A 19382-nucleotide genomic window follows, 5' to 3' on the forward strand; every position below is an offset into this window, starting at 1 on the left:
ATTTTTTCCTTAATGGACACGATCGATTTTGCGATCGACAGAAGATAAAGAACAATAAAACGTAACAATTATTATTATTTTTCAGAATTTATTTTAAATATATTATGGCTGAATCTTATTTATTAGAAAAATTAGCATCGGTAGAAAGCACATTTACCGAATTAACTCGTCGATTAGGAGATCCGGATATTGCCACCAATCCCGATGAATTGCAAAAAATAGCAAAAATGCGATCGTCTTTGGAAGAAACGGTTATAACTTATCAAGAATGGCAAAAAGCACAATTGGACTTAAAAGGTGCAAAAGAAATTTATAAAGAGTCTAACGCAGATCCGGAAATGAAGGAATTAGCAGGGTTAGAAATTGATGAATTAGAGGAAAAAATTGAGCAGTTAGAAAAACAACTCAAACTATTATTACTACCCCGTGACCCTAATGATGACAAAAATATTATGTTAGAAATTCGTGCGGGTACTGGCGGTGATGAAGCTAGTATTTGGGCGGGAGACTTAGTGCGAATGTACTCAAGATATGCGGAAACTGTTAATTGGAATGTGAAACTTTTAAGTGAATCTCCTGCCGAAATGGGAGGATTTAAAGAGGCGATTCTCGAAATTACGGGGGATAGTGTCTATAGTAAACTCAAATTTGAAGCAGGAGTACATCGAGTACAACGAGTACCTTTAACAGAAGCAGGAGGACGAGTTCACACTTCCACAGCGACAGTGGCAATTATGCCTGAAGTGGATGAGGTAGAAGTACACATCGATCCTAAAGACATTGAACTAACAACCGCTCGATCAGGGGGTGCTGGAGGACAAAATGTTAATAAGGTGGAAACTGCGGTAGATTTGATGCACAAACCAACGGGAATTCGAGTTTTTTGTACGGAAGAACGATCGCAGTTAAAAAACCGTGAACGGGCGATGCAAATTTTACGAGCAAAACTCTATGAAATTAAAATGAAGGAACAACAGGACGAAGTAACCTCTATGCGTCGCTCTCAGGTTGGTACGGGCGCTCGATCGGAGAAAATTCGTACTTACAACTATAAAGATAACCGAGCAACAGATCATCGACTGGGTAGAAACTTTGATTTGAACAGTGTATTAGAAGGAAAAATCGAAGATGTGATACAGGCTTGTATTGGTCAAGATCAACAAGAAAGATTAGAACAAATGGCCGCATCTCCTACCACTGCGGAAGCCTTAATTTAGTCAGTGCTGAAAAAGTATTTTGGTTTGGTAGAGACAAGGTTTTAGGTATTAGGCATTAGGTATTAGGTAAAGAATTGATAAACAACTATCAATAATTGATTTCCTCCTCGATTAATTTAGTTAAATAATTGAACGAAAATTGAAAAATTAACCTAAAACCTAAAGGTATCGAGTCTAAAACTTACCTAAATCAAAAATTTTTGCGTTGAACTCAAGTAACTTTACGATCGCCTTTAAGAATCCTGTGACTAAATTCTAACAAGTTCTTTTGTTTTTGTTATAGGTGCAGTGAGTGCTTCTTCTAAATCCGCACAGCCTAATTTTTGCTCAAGAATATTAAACACTTCTCGCCCGAAATCTAAAGGGTTTTGTTTCCATGCCTGTAAACACACTTCGCCAAAAAATGATCCTAATGGTTCGGGGTTCCAAAGCAGTTTTTTAGCTGTCCAAGGCATCATACTCATAGGGTTGTAGCCTTCTTTAAGAATGTTTTTTTCTAGGGCGTATTCTTCTAAGTGAGTATGGGGTTGTAAACCAATGAAGAAGATTGCCGGTTCAACTTTATCACTACCAAAAATATTTTCTAATTCTCGATGATAAGCGATCGTTTGGCGAATAGTATCAAAAGTTTCATCTATAACATTAAAAGAGTAGTTAACCGAAACCACATCATTAAATCCTGCGGTTTTTAAATCCCGACAATTTTGTAAGACATTTCTTAGGTTATAACCCATGCGCATTTTACGCACTAATTCCTGTGAACCGCTAGTTATACCAATCTCAAAGTAATTCATCCCCGTTTTTACCATCAAATCACATAATTCAGGGGTAAGATTGTCAGCACGAATGTAGGAAGCCCAGTGTATATTCTGCATACCAGATTCAGCTATTTTTGTCAAGAGTTCGATCGCATCATTTATATACATTTTTGCCGGAATAAATTGAGCATCAGTAAACCAGAAATTGCGAATACCTCGATCGTACAATTGACGCATTTCCCTTACTACTTCTTCCGCAGGGTTGATTCTAACCTGTTTACCTTCAACTACTGTATAGACACAATAACAACAATTATGGGGGCAACCGCGCTTAGTTTGTACCCCAATATAAAAGTCATTTTCTTGAAAATAATAATCAAATTCTGTCCAAATATTCGCAATATAATCGTAATTACAGGCAGTTTTTTCGAGAGGGCTAGGTTGTTCATGAATTAAGCCTTTTCTTGGTTCATTACTCCCCACTACATAACAACGCTCATTAGTAAAATCTTGGTTAGTGAGAATTTTCTCCATCAAGGTTTCTCCCTCTCCCACTGATACGATCGTACCTTTTGGTAATTCGGTTTTCAACTGTTCATAAAAGACACTTACTGCACCACCGCCCACCATCACTTTAACATTGGAATTATACTTACTAGCTTGTTTTAAGCCTTTTTTAATTAGTCTTGCATTACGCCACAATTCCCCATAATAAGCCGTTGCTACCTTTAAACCACCGAATGCACCTCTCAATCTAATTAACGGATTTTTGGCATAATAAAACTCAAAAGCATTTTGTAACGGATTGCCTCCTCTACCACCAACAGGGGCATAAATTTGAATATCCCGCCATGAATAAACTAACATGGTAGGCTTAAATTCATCAATACATTCTATCAAAGCTCGATCGAAATCTAAAGGAGGTACTGTGCCTAAATCGAAGATTTTTTGTTCTATTTCAGGAAATAATTTATGTACATGATCAGCTAAATATACAACACCAATAGGGAAGATTGGGTTACAAGGAAGTCTCAGGTATAATATTTTTTCTGTCATGATTTTTAAAATTCCTTAACTAAATGAGAGTAAACGGTTTTAATAGATAACTTTCTTTCTCATCTATCTTAATATATTTTTACATTAGGCATTTTTTAAATCAATTTTTCTTATTTTACCTTTTGCCTATCTTCACCGATAATTTTATATGGAACTGACTGAGATTAATATTAAACTATCCAACTTCTATGGGTTTTAGCTTACTGGGATTTTCAGTAATTTTCTTTTATTGAACTCAGGCTTTAAATTCCTAAGTAATTAATTGTTAATTTTCTGTTATAATCCTTGCTTATTGTTGTTTAAATAGAGTAAATTCCGCTTTGGCACAGGTTATTATCGACAATCTCTACAAAACCTATACTCCCTCTGGCACTAAGTTTTCTCCCTCTTTTGCTTTGGGAGTGTCTGGAGTCAATAACTCTCCTGAAATACAGGAAAATTCTTCAACTTCAACGAATGTATTAAAAGGAATTAATCTGAAAATTCATGATGGGGAGTTTATGGTGTTAGTAGGTGCTTCTGGATGTGGTAAAAGTACTTTATTGCGTTTGATTGCTGGATTAGAAGAAATTAGTGGTGGTAAAATTATAATTGGCGATCGCATTGTGAATGATTTACCACCCAAAGCGAGGGATATAGCGATGGTATTCCAAAATTATGCCCTTTATCCTCATCTGAGTGTTTATGATAACATTGCCTTTGGCTTACGGCGGATGAATCAACAAATCTCCTTTACTCCAGTTGATAAAATTTTGACTACCGTCACGAGAAAGTTACCAGAAAAATGGTGTTATCTTTCCGAAAGTGAAAAAGAAATTCAGAAAAAAGTCAATATCGTTGCTGAAATGTTGCAAATCGATCACTTGTTAAAACGTCTGCCAAAACAACTATCAGGAGGACAAAAACAACGGGTTGCATTAGGAAGAGCGATCGCTCGTAACCCTCATGTATTTTTGATGGATGAGCCTTTATCTAACCTTGATGCTAAATTGAGAACAGAAACACGAGGACAAATAGTTAAACTACAAAAACAGTTAGGAGTGACAACGATTTATGTAACTCATGATCAAACAGAAGCCATGACGATGGGCGATCGTATTGCAATTATGAATCAAGGAGAAATTCAACAAGTGTCCACTCCTTTAGAAATATATCATCAACCTATTAATAAATTTGTTGCGCAATTTATTGGTAGTCCTCCCATGAATTTTCTTGAGGTAAACTATCAAAAACCAGATTTAATTATTCATTCTCACTTTAAACTATCTTTATCCTCTAAGTGGCAGGATGTTTTTAAACAATATAATTATGAGAAAATTTGGTTAGGAATTAGACCAGAGTATTTTATATTATCTCCAGAATTAGACAATAATATTCCCGTGATAGTTAATCTTGTAGAAGCATTGGGAAATGAGTCTATTTTAACGGTAAATTTACTAGGAGAGAAACAGCAAAATTTACAAGTAAAATTATTTACTGATAAGACAATAAAAATAGGAGATAAATTAAACTTAAGTATAAACTTAGATAAAGTTAGTTTCTTTGACTATTATCAAGAAAAGAATATTAGTTTTATCGATTAAAATTAAGCACAAAATACTATGATTAAAACATCTTTTTTTCGAGTACCCATAGATAAAATATGCTTTACAGTGATTGCAAGTCTTAGTTTTGTCATAGTAATTTTAGTCGGTGGTAGTAAACTTTGTCAGAATAATGAGTGTTTGTTTAAAAATCAACCTCATGTAGAAGAATTTAGTTGGGAAAATCAAAAAATAAGTAATAAAGATTATGGATTTTCTCTAACATTCGATCGACCTATGTCTCAAGAAAGTGTAGAACAAAATTTAAAAATAGAACCTCCTTTAGATGGCAAAATAAGTTGGTCAGGAAAAAGGTTAGTTTATACTCTCAATAATGTAATTTCCTATGGTAAAAATTATCGTTTATCAGTCAAAAATGCTCAAGAAAAATTTAGAAGTAATTTAGGTGCACAGATAGAACCTTTTGTGGCAGAATTTCAGAGTAGAGATCGTGCTTTTGCTTATATTGGCAGTCAAGAAGAAGAAAGTGGACGACTAATTCTCAATAATTCTACAAAACAAAATAAAACTATTCTAACTCCAGAACATTTAACAGTAGTGGACTTTAAATTCACTCCTGACTCTGAAAAAATTGTCTTTTCTGCTATTGATGAAAGCAAAAAACATGAGGATTTCAAAAAACTAGATATTTATGAAGTTTCTACCGGTTTATCTAATGATTTAACCACAAAAATACCAACTCAATTAAGATTAGTTTTAGATGGAGAAGAATATCAGAATAATAAGTTTGATTTAGCGGGAAAAAATGGAGAGATTCTCATCGTTCAAAGGATAAAATATGATAATCCTGAAGATTTTGATCTGTGGAAAGTTGAAGTTGGAAAAATTCCTCAAAGACTAAATACAAAAGGTGGAGATTTTATTATAACTCCAGATAGACAAGCCATCGCCATTGCTCAAGGAGAAGGAATCGCTATTATACCGATAGAAAATCAAGAAAATGATCAATCAGTTAATTTTTTACCGAAATATGGGCAAGTTGTTACTTTTTCAGCAGAAGGTGATAGTGCGGTGATGATCAATTATAATAAAGATGATTCTGAATTACGTTATACTCGATCGTTATTTTATGTGAATAATCAAGGCATTGAGAAAGAATTAATAAACATAGATGGCTCAATTATTGATTGTAAATTTAATCAAAATGGGAAACAATTATTTTGTTTATTAACGAAGTTAACAGAAACTGAAACTGAATTTCAAGAAAAACCTTATTTTGTAGCGATCGATATTAACTCAGGAGAGATAATTCCTTTAGTAGCGTTGCCTAAATTTCAGGATATGAAAATAAGCATTGCACCCGACGGATTTGGAATATTATTTGATCAATTAATAACAGAAAATGATGTTCCTCAAAACTCCTTAAAAACTGCCTTACCTGATGATGATTTACTCACCGATTCCGCCGAATTAATTCTAAGCAGTCGATTGTGGTTATTAACATTACCTTCTCCAGAATCAACACAACCGCAATTACAAGAATTACCGATCGCAGGATTTAAACCCCAATGGAGTCCATAAAGTATAAAAATTAAAAACAGAGAATAGATAGTTAATTAAGGTTTTGTAATTATTATTAAGTTGACTCTAATTACATAAAATAGAAGGACAAACATTCATTTCCTTAGTTTCTTCTTTCGTTTCTGAAGAAGGAATGGGATTAGGATTACTATTCAAAACTTCTCCTTCCTTGGGATTGTCGGTATTTTCCGTCACTTCTGCTGTCTGTAAGAAATCATCTATAGGAACTACAAATTTCCCCTCTGGATCTCTACTTACAGGCGTACCACCTACTCTGGCGGCATTACTAAAAAGACTTTTTAAAATTTCGTTAGAGTTGTCACTTGACTGTAAGGTAATCAACAATCCATCTTTAATACAAGTATATCCTTTTCCGGGGAACTTTTGACCTACGCAAATTACAGGCAAGTTTTTTTGAACTCCAGTAGTTACAAATTTTAATTTTCCACTATCAGAAAATTTTTGAAATCTGGTGGTTACTTCTTGACATCTTTTTTGAGGTGTCCACCCTGAATTGCGAAAAAATTCACTTTGCCAAGTAATTAGCTGTATTCTTCCTCTCGGAGTATCAACTATAGTGGTGGGAATACCTTGATTATTAATACATTTATAGGTATTTTTAGCTCCTTGTGCTTGAATAGTGTTTGTTATTCCTACCCAAAATAATCCACTGAAAATCAATAATCTGTTGATAAAATGAATATTCATACACTAACCCCTTTTAATTTTTCAAACTTACTTACGTAATTATACTTGATTTTATTTTTGTGTACTATTATTATTTTTTGCACATTAAAAATAGTATAACAATTCCAAATAAGTCAATGTAAAAAATTAATCAAAAAGCCAAGAAAGAAAAGGGATTATTTTTAATAATATTTCGTTATAAATTTTTTTATTCTTCCAAATCATTTATTTTTTTAATCATAATCGATCGAAACTTATTTATGATTTCATTAAACTAAGATAGTATGTTTTACTAAATACTATTGTATGTCTAAATTCTCCAACATCGATCGTTAAGCTAAGACGCATTTAACTTACTTCTTCACCTTGATTGAATTTGCATCCACAAATTGACTGAAAATAAGAATCTCAAAATGTCAATCGTATTATGACGACTGCTATATTTTTGTGAGAATTATAGAAGTTGTAAGTTGAGTCCATAATATAATGTAAAGTATGATTGATATTTACTACATCACCTCAATAAAAATGAGTTAATTAAGGAATACCTTTCCAAAATAATTTAGAAGTCAAAATATTAGTCTCATTGGGTATGTATAAAAGATCAGTTTGACTATTAATAGTCTGCAAAATGGATTTTAATACATTAACAACTACACTATTCCCGAATTGTTTATAAGCAATATTATTGCTATTACTAATAATAAAATCATCAGGAAAACCCATAATTCTAGCACATTCTCTCGGTGCTAATTTCCTGATTTTACCATTAATTAAATAAATACCAGTTTTTGCACCAATACCGCCACCATAAGCAGATAATGTGATAGCATGACCAAGTTGATGATAAATTCTTTCACCCTGTCCACCCTTATTAATCGTGCCGATTCTAATCGGTTTTTGTGGATAATTACCTAAAATATCTCTAGTTATCTCTAAATTTTCTTGAATTTTTATATCACTTCTATTAATAATAAAATCCTTAGTTTCTGAGTCATCTAAACAAAAGTCTATTAAACTGGTTGCCTTACTATAACTATTAGGAAAAGTAAACTTTTTAACCTTTAAATCTTTTCTAAAACCTAAAATATAGATTCTTTCTCGCTTTTGAGGTACACCAAAATTAGAAGCATTTAAGACTTGATAAAAAACATCATAACCAATTTCATTTAAACTATTTTTAACAACTTTTAAGGTTTTTCCCTCATCATGTTTAGCAAAATTTTTCACATTTTCTAAGATTAATAACGACGGTTGATGATATTTAGCAATTCTCACAATATCAAAAAATAATGTACCCCTAGTATCATTAAATCCTAATTGTTTTCCTGAAATACTAAAAGCTTGACAAGGAAAACCAGCACACAAAATATCATGACTAGGAATTTCTTTTTCGGGAATTATTGTTATATCTCCTTCAGGTAAAATACCGTAATTTTTTAAGTAAATTTCCTGACAATATTTATCCCATTCAGAAGCAAAAACACACTTAGCACCATAGTAACTTAATGCTTGATGAAAACCGCCAATTCCTGCGAATAAATCACTAAATTTTACATCTTTTAAAACTTTCATTTATTCATTTTTAACAGGTAAATATCGCACACGATAATTCTTATCTTTGATAGTAATAATTGCCCCATTTTCTAGGATATTTTGACATTCTTGTAAAACAGGATTTAATTTAGATAAAACATAATCAGGATTTGCTTTTTCTAATCTAAAAATAATCACACTTGGCAAAGAATCACCACTAAAAGCTAACAATTCCCCAAAATCCAAATCGAAAGTTAAAATTATCCTTCTTTCTTCCTTGGCCTTGACAATAATATTTTCATCAGAGAGTTTTTGTAATTTTTCATCTCTAAGATGTATGGCATCATAACCATAATTTCGCAGAGTATTGATTACAGTTTGAGAAACTCCCATATCACCTAAAAATTTCATGCCACTTTTTCCTCAAAAGAGTAAACTTTTTCATCTGCTAATAAAGCGGCATAGTTAAGGGAGGCTTGAATATCCTCTAATTCTAAATCAGGATACTCTGTTAAAATTTCATCGATCGTCATATCACTGGCTAACAATTTTAACACTAAAGCAACTGTAATGCGCATTCCTCGAATACAAGCCCTTCCTCCCATGATTTCAGGGTTAAAGGTGATTCTTCCTAAGATAACTTTTGTATTTTCTATCATCTTTTATTTGATTTTTGTATCTTAATTTTATTGTATGGCATTATCTATTTGCTCGATCGCCACTAAGATATTTTCAATCGTGTTTTTAAATTATCACGAGCAACATAAATAATTGTTTTACCTTTTCTTGCTTTAGTCGCTAAAAATAAATCTTTTTCAACTAATTGATTAAGATAATTTCTAGCTGTATTTGGTGTTAAACCTAAATCATTAGCGACTTGTTGAGCAGTAAATTCTTTACCGATATTTTTTAAGGCTTGTTTTAAAATTTCTAGGTGATTTTTATTTAATGTTTTGGCAACAATACTATTATCAATCCAGTCCATAAATTCATAAAATTCAGTTTTTTTCTTGTCTATATATTCATATAAAGAATTAATGGCTTTAATGATTATATCTACTTGATGGTAAAGAAAATAAGTAAGATCAAAATCATCTGTTTCCACATAAATAAAGGCTTTATCATAATCATTTCTTTTCTGCTGAATAAATTTACTAATAGATATATATTCAAATAACCAATAACCAGATTTTAGGATACTCCAATAAAAAATTGCTCTAGCAGTTCTACCATTTCCATCAGCAAAAGGATGAATATAAGCAATCATAAAATGTAAAATAATTGCCTTTATAATAGGATGAATAAAATTACTATAATTATCACTATTATTATCTATTGTATTAGCAAACTCACATAGTTCTTGTAATCTTTCCACAATGGTTTGATAATCTGGAGGGTGAAAGGAATTTTCATTATATAAATCAGAAACAAAAATATTATTATTATTTCTAAACTCTCCTGCTGTACCTTCATTTTCGATCGCATTATGAACAGCAATTTTATGCAATTCTAAAATAAATTCTATGGATAATTCCTCATCTTTTTTTTCCACAACTTTTTTCATCAACAGATAATTATTTAAAATCATTTGTTGTGATTTATCTTGAGGAGGAAGATTTTTACTAAGCATTTCTTTCGCCACTGTGCGAGTGGTTGATGCACCTTCAAGTTGAGAAGAAGTTATTGCTTCTTCCTGTATTAAACTTTGAACAAGGTAACGATTTTTTTCTGATTTAGTCACTAAATTACCATCACTAATATCTTTTCCTCCTCCTGTTAATTTATCGATTTTATGGAGTTGAGCAAATAATGATTCAGGTACACAATAATGAAATACAGTATCTTTTTCTGCTTGTAATGGTAATTTTTTAGCAATGGAAGCCCGTGCCATTTTTGTCGCAATCCATGCTAAATCTTCATTATCACCTTTTTTTACTCTCCATTGAAATTGATCCCAGTGTAAATATCTTCCTTTAGAATCGATCGATCTATATTCTGATTGTAATAAGAAAAACTCGTTATATTTTATTCCATTATTAATATTCTTTAAAAGTTGAGATACTGATTTTGGCTTTCTAATTTTTCCCATTACAACCACATAAACTAAATTTTTGATTTTTGAGTTTATTTTAATTATAGGGAAAGAAAACGTAATTTTGTTAAATTGATTTTAGGCTACAATATCGATCGATGAAAGATGATAATTCATCCACTGTTTGTATGAGGATAAGACAGGATTCAAGGATTAACAAGATTTTTTCTTCTCATGTATTCGTTGATTATCAAATAATTTAGATTATTCATAAGAAAAACCAAAGCATTATCAACAACTATCGTGAATATTCTTTAGTTTTGTAAATCCTGATGCTGACATTACAGAATATTAAATATCACATAAGCCAGTTCACTGATATTAATTAACCTACACGAGAAAGATCATTATTTATTCAGAAATCAAAGATAGAATTTCTTTTTTAAATTTATCAAAAACATTAAGTTTTTCTACTTCATAACGAACATATCCTATATTATCTATGATTTTAATTTGATTAGATATTTCAATAAAAGCAAACAAGTTTTCTTTTTCTAAAGAACCAAAAATCTCTTGACAATGTTTAACTTCTTCTATAACTAAATAGTTACTTTGTGTTTTAGAAAATAAAAGAAAATCAAGTAAATTGATTTGCTCCAATTTGATTTCATAGATGACGATTGATTGCTCTTTTAATTCATATTCTAAATGAATCAGTTTTCTAATATTTTTAAGACGATTTTTTAAATCAAATAATAATGATTTAATTATCATCAATTGTTGTGTTTTTTCTAGATCTTCTTGAAGAAGAAGTGTTTTTTTATGTACTAAAATCTTATCAGTTAGATTTTCAACTAATTTTATACATTTTTTCTTTTCTGCTTTTGTTATGTTTGATGGAATGTTGAGATTTATTTGCTCACCGTCACTACTGCTTATATTTAAAGAAATTGTGGTTTTATCAGATTCACATACATCTTTTTTGCGAATCATTTCTTGTATGTTAATTTTAGCTTCCTGTATTTTAATTATAGAAAGCACAATACTCATTATCTGAGCCACTGTGCCTGCTCCATAAAAGCTACATCGAAGTACTGGCAAAATTTGCTGTATATCAATACTATCCGCTCTATATTCACTAATAGTAGTATTTATTTTAATATTACTCTCTTTATAATTTTCTTTTATTAATTGCTCAATCTTCTCTAAATCATTACGTAACCCAGAAATTCTAATTTTAGTCATTGTTTAAATTAACTATAAGTATATATGAACTGTTTTTATTATAGACCATATATAATTTTTTGTGTATTTCTCTAAACAGCAACTCCCTCTAATTCATCCTCAGTTTTCTCGTATAAATCTTTAAGTTTATCTAACTTCTCCTCATCTGCATCCCAAAAACCGCGCCCATTCGCCTCCAACATCCGCCCTACAATATTGCGGAAGGCTTCGGGATTCGCTTCCCTTAACTTATTCGCCATGTCTTGATCTAATACATAAGTATCAACCGCTTGATCATATACCCAATTATCGGTAAAATCCGCTACTCCTCCCCAACCAATTAAAGCCGTCATCCGTTGAGAGATTTCGTAAGCACCACCAGAACCCTGATCAGCCATAGCTTTCGCCCATTTGGGGTTAAGTAATTTAGTGCGGTATTCCATGCGCAAAACTTGGTCTAATTTGCGGGGAGTGGTATCCTGAGAGAAACTTTCCACAAAACTAGCCGTTACCTTCTTACTGCTTTGTTTTTCCGCCGATCGCTTCAAGCCTCCTGTGTTAGCATAATATTCTTGAATATCCGTCAAACCATATTCAACAGAATCGATTTCCTGCACCACCGTAGCGCTAGTTTCTAATAGTTTATCTAAAATTTCGGGGCGGGTTTGCCCTTTATCCTTTCTACCGTAGCTGAAAACATTGCGACTTTTCCATGTATCCGCTAATTCATCTCCTGAATCCCAGTTACCATCCACCACTCGATCGTTTACTAACGAGCCAAAATCACCGCTAGGATTAGAAAATAGTCGTGCGGAGGGGTTATCGATCCCTTTTTGCTGTAATTCTAAATAATGTTTGCGAATAAAGTTATTTTCGATCGATTCTTCCGCAGTAGAAGCACGGTAAAATAAATCATCCAACAATTCGATAATATTAGTAAAAGTATCACGGAAAATCCCCGATAAATTGCCCAAAACATCGATGCGCGGATGCCCGACTTTTTCCAATGGCATTAACTCATATCTTACTATACGCCCGGTACCTTCTTTAACAGGCTCTGCTCCCACTAATTCTAGTAAAATGCCGATCGACTCCCCCTTAGTTTTAATGGCATCTAAACCCCATAACATGAGGGCGACGGTTTCAGGATAACTGCCGTTTTCTGCTAAATTTTGCTCAATAATCTTCTTACCAATCTCCCTACCTCTTAAATACGCACCCTGAGAAGGCATCCGATAGGGATCTAATGCGTGGATGTTACGACCCGTAGGTAGGACTCCAGCACCATCTCGCAGTAAATCACCGCCGGGTGCAGGGGGGATATATTCACCGTTTAAACCTCTTAATAGATTAGTCAATTCGTCTTCCGTTTGCATTAACAAGTCACTGATTAACTGTTGTTGTGCAAAACGTTGCTTTAATTCTTCTTCTTTTTCGGCTTTCTTCTCAACTCTGGCGAATAAATCACTATTATTTAACTCTTGGGCGAAGTTTTTTTGACTATAAGTATCATTAAAATAAGCCTCAAGGTAAGATTGCAGTTGCTCTGGATTGGGTTTTTCTCCTAAGATGTGTAAACCAGAAGAAAATAATCTTTGCTCGACAATTTGCAAATAGTCATAAATTTGGACAAAATAATCGTTAAGTGCCTGTTTACTAAATAACTTGGCATTGTCAGCAGTAAATTCGATACCTAGCTTTTCCCCTTCGGTAAATTTGCAATCTTTATATAAGCCACTATCGACTATTTTTTGGATAATATCCCCTTTTAATGGCTGATTTTTCTCTGTATCTTCTCGATACTCGTTAATTAACTCTTTTAATGCCATTAACTCTTTATATAACCCTGCCCTACCGTAAGGAGGTACATTATGAGAGATAATCACACCATAACCCCGTCTTTTTGCCAACATGGATTCTGAGGGATTATTGGCGGCGTAAATGTAGAGGTTAGGAATATCGCCCAATAGTACATCTGACCACGAGTATCCCGTATTACCAAGAGGATTACCCGGCAACCATTCTACTGTGCCGTGCATTCCGAAGTGTATAATCGCATCGGCTTGAAAGTCATTTTGCAACCATTTATAAAAAGCTGTGTATTGGGGATGGGGTGTTAAATCCTTTTCAAACATAAGCCTCATGGGATCTCCCGCTATACCGAGAGGAGGTTGTACTCCAATCCAGACGTTACCCAATTGAATACCGCCGATTTGGAATTTGTCACCGATGGTTTTTATGCCTGTTTGAGTAAGATTTCCCCATTGTTTTTGGATTTTATTTATTAGTATATACCCTAACCATCGATCGAGGGTCTTCACATCAACAGTATTAGAGTTAATAGTTAATAGTGACTTGTCAATAGTTAAATTACCTTCTGCCTTCTGCCTTCTGCCTTCTGCCTTTCCTGAATAGGAGATAAAATCATCGGCAGTTTTGACTTGTTTAAGAATTTCCTCGCCGTTTTCGGGAATATTATCAACGTTATAACCTTCTTCCTTCAATGCTGTTAGTAATTTTTGCAAAGATTTAGGCACATTTAATAATGCGGCTGTGCCAGTAGCACCGTAACCGGGAGGGAAACCATATAAAATAATAGCAACTTTTCGATCGAACTTCTCCTTTCTTCTTAACTTAATCCAGTTATTAACTCTACCAGTGAGACGCTTCACTCTTTCAGGAATAAGGTATATATCTTCTCCCACTAAACCACCCAATGGCACGGTATCGATCGAACCATCTAACTCAGGTAAAGCGTATAATACCACACTTTGCAAACCACCGATACCCTTTCTTACCCATGAGTGAATATCTTGGATTAACAAAGGCGCGGCGACAATGTAGGGAATGTTTTTCGCCGTTAAGATACGTTTTGCCACTTCTACCTGTCTGCCACCCTCCATACTACCAGCAGGGCCACCCACCAAAGGAAATCCAATAGTAGATACGATCGCATCTACCTTTACCGCATCTTTTGATAACGAGGGAGTTTCATTAATACCCTGACTACGTTTTTCTTGTTCATAATCTGTTGTCATCCAATCTCTTACAGCCACATGACCTTCTACTCCATTAATGAAAATGGGAAGGGGAATCAATCCTGCTTCTTCAAAGTAACGGATAAGTTGAGGAATATAAGGTAGTTTACTGATAACGTGCTTACGATATAACAAAACCCCCACTGTTGGCAACAACGTTTTACTACTTTCTCCCCCTATCTCCCTATCCACCTTTCCCCCCATCTTCCCTTGATACCAACTCAAATACTCACTAGGAGAAGTGAAATAACCCTCATAGTCAGGATGAAGTAAACCCATATTAGGAGTTTCGATGACGGGAGGAATTTCCGATACCTTTAAACCGAGATAATTTTCCGCTAAATACCAACACATAGAGGCAACATTATCAACCCCTCCTGCATTCCAATAACCGTAAATAATCAACCAGTTGCGTAAATCTTGGACTTTTTTGACGGGAATGTATTTTAATAATTTAGGTCCTGTTTTTAAGAAGCTGATATATCCTGCAAGTTTATCTTCTTCTTTGCTATTGGTAAACTTACTCAAGATGAATTGTACAGGTTTAGGGATCCCTTTTGGTTTATCACCGATGGCAAATTTGCCTATTTGAGTCAAACTCATCAACTCTAAAGCCGACTCGAAAACTAAACGAATGGGAATATTACTTACTTTTTCCCTCAACCACATTACTTGATCATAATCAAAAATGAGACTAGCAAAAAAAACGTCAGCAGTTTTTAAGGCGGATTCAACCTTTTCTTTTTCGGTGTTGATATTCTCATCACTGAAGACGATTACTTCTAAATTGTCACACCTTGATGTAGCGAGATTTGCTGATTGAAGATATAAACCAGTGTTGAAGGTTTCAAATCCTGTAATTAAAACTATGCGTTTCATCATCTTTGCCTTTTCAAGAATCTTTTTTTTTGTTAAGTAATGTAAACATTCTAACAAGTGATGAAAAACTTAACTTCATAATCTCATGAGGATAACCGACAAATAATCAAAACCCTTTGCGTCTTTATGAGTGATAAAAATCTTACCATGAAGTTTCAAAAAATGGACAAACCACCCCTCCCGGAGCGCTACGGCTCAAGAAAAGGTGGCTTTATTTTTATCTTTTAATTATAACATTTTTTTCTAAAAATAACAAGATAAGAATGAATCAATTTTCTAAAAATTATAATTTGATAAATAGATAAAAATTAAATTTAATTTGATTAAGTAAAAAGTTGCTAATTAACCAAAAATAGTAATAACGGTACTTAGACAAAAATTATGCCCAAATAAACCCTAAACTAGCTTTATATAAACTAAATACTTCCACATTGTCTTTTAACCATTGAAAAAAGCGAAAAGACACAGCATTACGAAACGCTTCCAATGCCTCAGCAAAAGTATTTAACGGTTTATTCCCCCATTGTCTTCTTAAACCTCCTGTCAAACGATGCCATTGAATAAAAGTGTAGGCACAAAATACCAAGATAAAATGTCTCATTAAACTTCTTTTATTTCTCACTTGGTATTGTGATAACCCTAACCATCCCTTGATTTCACGGTAAAATACTTCTATCCAATTTCTTTGTGTATAAGTTTCTACTATCCAATTTCCACACACTTTTTCTCCTATTTCATTAGTCATTAAATAATCAATATCTGTGGAATTTTCAAAAGTATCTGCATTCATGACGATAGCTACAGTTTTTATTCCCGACAAAGCTGATAATTCAATATTTATCGTTGCTACCCAAAGAGTTTTTTCTCGATTTTTTCCTATTCTTATTTTTTCAAAACTATCTTGGGGTAATGATTTTGCTATTTCAGCTATGGTTTTTTCAGACTCGATAAAATCTTGTTTTACCAATTTTACTAATCTATTTTTAGCAATAATTCCTATATATTTTAAATTCTTTTTTTCTAGTTTGCCTAATAAATTAGTATTGTTTCCATAACCACCATCCATTAAAATTATTTGGGGACAATAATTTCGATTTAAACATTTTTCAATTAAATTAAAGGCAATGTCTGGTTTTTTCTGAAATTGTGGAGCGTCTTTTCCTTCAGGGAAATTTTCGGCTTTTTCATATAATTCAACGTCTAAAGGAAAACTTCTCACACCATCATAAATGTGAGTAGTGACTATAACATTACCATTATCAGTTTTGCCAATTTCACCAATATATTGTCTTCCCACACAGTCAGTAAAGTTTCCACTTTTACGATGACCTGAATCGTCTATAATTAAGGAGAAACATCGACTAATTTTTGTTTGACGACAGGATGCAATAATTTCTAATCTTTTATCATTTACCTCATCATAATTCCAAGTGGACTCTGTTAAGAAATGGTGTAATTTATGATAAGTAATATCAAGATTATTATGGGCAATTTGAGTTATATTTTTTCTTTGAGAATCTCCTAATAAACCGCCCAAATAATTTCTAAACTCTCGTTTTTGTGCCTTTGTTTTTAAGACTGGGTCTATTTTTTCACACCAGCGATTGAAACATGGGGGCATTGATGAAGAAGTAATTTCTTTCATTTTGACCTAAAAGCAATATGATGTAAAAATTATAGCTTAATTGTTGTTATTGTTTTGTCTAAGTACCGATAATAAGTGATTAAAGTAAATACAATCAATTAAATTGATTTGATCGATAAGTTTAGCTCTTTAATTTTTGGTTGTGTATAAATTATGTATAGTCTATATATTTTAATATAATTTACAAGTTAAATAAGGTTAATACTCGATCAAAAAAAATATCTTATCAGAGTGATTGAAGAATTAAATTTAAGATTTTCAAGTATTTTTACTCAAAAACTTATAATAGGAGAATAAGAAAATAAATATAGGGGAAATAATGTTATGGTGACAACTCCCATTAAAACGACTCAGCGTCTTACAACTCAAGTAGAAGTTATTGCCCCAGATACTACGACTATTCGTTCTTTGGATTGGGATCGCGATCGCTTTGATATTGAATTTGGACTACAAAATGGTACTACTTATAACTCTTATGTAATTAAAGGAGAGAAAAAGGCTTTAGTTGATACTTCTCATCTCAAATTTAAACAATTATATTTCGATCGACTCCATGAAGTGATCAATCCTCAAGAAATAGATTATCTTATCATCTCCCATACTGAACCTGATCATAGTGGATTAGTGAAGGATTTGTTAGAAATTGCTCCCCATATCACGGTAGTGGCTTCAAAAGTAGCGATTCAATTTTTAGAAGGATTTGTCCATGTTGATTTTAAACGACAAGTAGTCAAAAATGGCGATCGACTTGATTTGGGTAATGGTCATATCATAGAATTTATTAATGCTCCCAACTTACATTGGCCTGACACTATTTTCAGTTATGATCACGGTACAGAAACTCTTTTTACCTGTGATGCTTTTGGGATGCACTACTGTAGTGCGGCTTTGTATGATGAACATCTAGCGGACATTTCCCCAGACTATCGTTTCTATTATGAATGCTTGATGGCACCTAATGCTCGATCGGTATTATCTGCTATGAAGCGCATGGAGGAATTAGGAGAAATTTCTTTAGTGGCTAATGGTCATGGCCCTATTTTAAAGCATAATGTGAAGGAATTACTCGATCGTTATCAACGGTGGAGTAATGAGCAAAGTAAGGGAGAAAAAACCGTTGCAGTATTCTATATATCTGATTATGGTTATAGCGATCGACTTTCCCAAGCCATTGCTAAAGGTATTACCAAAACAGGGATAGCAGTGGAAATGATTGATATTAATGGCACAGATATTCACGAAATCCCAGAAATTGTGGGCAAATCCGCAGGTATCGTTTTAGGAATGCCCCCTTTAACGGATAATCCCGTTGCACAAATTAGTAATAAAATGGGAGCAATTTTGGCTTGTGTCAATAGTAAACAAACTGTGGGTTTATATGAATCCTACGGCGGTGACGATGAACCGATCGATCCTCTTGCAAGAAAGTTACAAGATTTAGGATTAACTTCCGCTTTTGCACCTATCCGCATCAAAGATACTCCCCACGAGAATATTTATCAATTATGTGAAGAATCGGGAGTTGACTTAGGGCAGATTTTGACCAAAAAAACCAGTATTCAGCAAAGAAAATCCCTTAATAGCGATTTAGATAAAGCGATCGGGCGTATCAGTGGTGGTTTATATATTATCACTGCTCAAAAAGGAGAAGCGAAGGGCGCGATGTTGGCTTCATGGGTAACACAAGCTAGTTTCGAGCCACCGGGATTTACTGTTGCCGTTGCCAAAGACAGGGCGATCGAGTCTTTATTACAAGTAGATGATACTTTTGTCTTAAACATCCTTGAGGAAGGCAAATATCAACCACTGATGAAACATTTTCTAAAACGATTCCCCCCCGGTGCCGATCGTTTTGAGGGTGTTAAAACTCAAATAGCCACCAATGGATCACCTATTTTAATCGATGCTTTAGCCTATCTTGAATGTGAGGTCATCAGTCGTATGGATTGTGGCGATCATTGGGTAGTATATAGTAAAGTTACCAACGGACGAGTATCAAAACCCGATGCTTTAACAGCAGTACATCACCGTAAAGTCGGTAATTATTATTAATTTACTTGAAAATGTGGGCATTGCCCACTCTACATTTTATTTGGGTTTTTTATGATAGATCTCTTGCAAAATTATAATGAACATAAAAAGATGATAGGATAAGACAAAATATTAGCAATCGCCTTTAATTTAA

General features: G+C 33.4%; 13 protein-coding genes. 4 read left to right on the top strand and 9 right to left on the bottom strand.

Annotated features, from left to right (window positions below; translation table 11 throughout):
* The first annotated feature begins 104 nt into the window (after positions 1-104).
* Positions 105-1217 (top strand): peptide chain release factor 1, encoded by a 1113-nt coding sequence (prfA, locus tag GM3709_RS03705; RefSeq protein WP_066116411.1) that lies wholly within the window; start codon positions 105-107, stop codon positions 1215-1217.
* Between the two features lie 248 nt (positions 1218-1465).
* Here the strand turns inward: prfA and GM3709_RS03710 are convergent, their stop codons facing one another.
* Positions 1466-3031, bottom strand: coding sequence for a photosystem II high light acclimation radical SAM protein (locus GM3709_RS03710; protein WP_066116413.1), 1566 nt, complete (start codon positions 3029-3031; stop codon positions 1466-1468).
* A gap of 320 nt (positions 3032-3351) precedes the next feature.
* Here GM3709_RS03710 and GM3709_RS03715 point away from each other — a divergent pair, with 320 nt between their 5' ends.
* Both GM3709_RS03715 and GM3709_RS03720 read left to right on the top strand, forming a co-directional pair.
* A complete protein-coding gene (locus GM3709_RS03715) occupies positions 3352-4614 on the top strand; it encodes an ABC transporter ATP-binding protein (protein ID WP_066116414.1) in 1263 nt (420 codons plus the stop codon).
* A gap of 18 nt (positions 4615-4632) precedes the next feature.
* Positions 4633-6156, top strand: a complete 1524-nt coding sequence (locus tag GM3709_RS03720) for a hypothetical protein (RefSeq protein WP_066116415.1) — start codon at positions 4633-4635, stop codon at positions 6154-6156.
* 66 nt (positions 6157-6222) lie between these two features.
* Here GM3709_RS03720 and GM3709_RS03725 read toward each other — a convergent pair whose 3' ends face one another.
* The 8 genes from GM3709_RS03725 to GM3709_RS03760 form a co-directional block, all read right to left on the bottom strand.
* Positions 6223-6864: a COP23 domain-containing protein gene (locus tag GM3709_RS03725; protein WP_066116417.1), complete on the bottom strand. Its 642-nt coding sequence runs from the start codon at positions 6862-6864 to the stop codon at positions 6223-6225.
* Positions 6865-7380: 516 nt separating this feature from the next.
* Positions 7381-8418, bottom strand: coding sequence for a DNA cytosine methyltransferase (locus tag GM3709_RS03730; RefSeq protein ID WP_066116419.1), 1038 nt, complete (start codon positions 8416-8418; stop codon positions 7381-7383).
* On the bottom strand, positions 8419-8790 hold the full coding sequence (locus tag GM3709_RS03735; RefSeq protein WP_066116421.1) for a DUF5615 family PIN-like protein: 372 nt from the start codon (positions 8788-8790) through the stop codon (positions 8419-8421).
* Positions 8787-9038 carry a DUF433 domain-containing protein gene (locus GM3709_RS03740; protein WP_066116423.1) on the bottom strand — a complete coding sequence of 84 codons (252 nt, stop codon included), beginning with the start codon at positions 9036-9038 and terminating at the stop codon, positions 8787-8789. Before GM3709_RS03740 ends, GM3709_RS03735 begins: the two co-directional genes overlap by 4 nt.
* A gap of 62 nt (positions 9039-9100) precedes the next feature.
* On the bottom strand, positions 9101-10468 hold the full coding sequence (locus GM3709_RS03745) for a Fic family protein (RefSeq protein WP_066116425.1): 1368 nt from the start codon (positions 10466-10468) through the stop codon (positions 9101-9103).
* Between the two features lie 354 nt (positions 10469-10822).
* Positions 10823-11656: a hypothetical protein gene (locus GM3709_RS03750; protein ID WP_066116427.1), complete on the bottom strand. Its 834-nt coding sequence runs from the start codon at positions 11654-11656 to the stop codon at positions 10823-10825.
* Positions 11657-11727: 71 nt separating this feature from the next.
* Positions 11728-15552: a magnesium chelatase subunit H gene (gene bchH / locus GM3709_RS03755; protein WP_066116429.1), complete on the bottom strand. Its 3825-nt coding sequence runs from the start codon at positions 15550-15552 to the stop codon at positions 11728-11730.
* Between the two features lie 379 nt (positions 15553-15931).
* A complete protein-coding gene (locus tag GM3709_RS03760; RefSeq protein WP_066115324.1) occupies positions 15932-17197 on the bottom strand; it encodes an IS701 family transposase in 1266 nt (421 codons plus the stop codon).
* Between the two features lie 324 nt (positions 17198-17521).
* Between GM3709_RS03760 and GM3709_RS03765 the strand changes: the two genes are divergently transcribed.
* The gene (locus GM3709_RS03765) at positions 17522-19249 is read left to right on the top strand and encodes a diflavin flavoprotein (protein ID WP_066116431.1); all 1728 of its coding nucleotides are present in this window, start codon (positions 17522-17524) and stop codon (positions 19247-19249) included.
* Positions 19250-19382 lie beyond the last annotated feature (133 nt).

This window comes from Geminocystis sp. NIES-3709 (genome assembly GCF_001548115.1).
Lineage (GTDB): Bacteria > Cyanobacteriota > Cyanobacteriia > Cyanobacteriales > Cyanobacteriaceae > Geminocystis.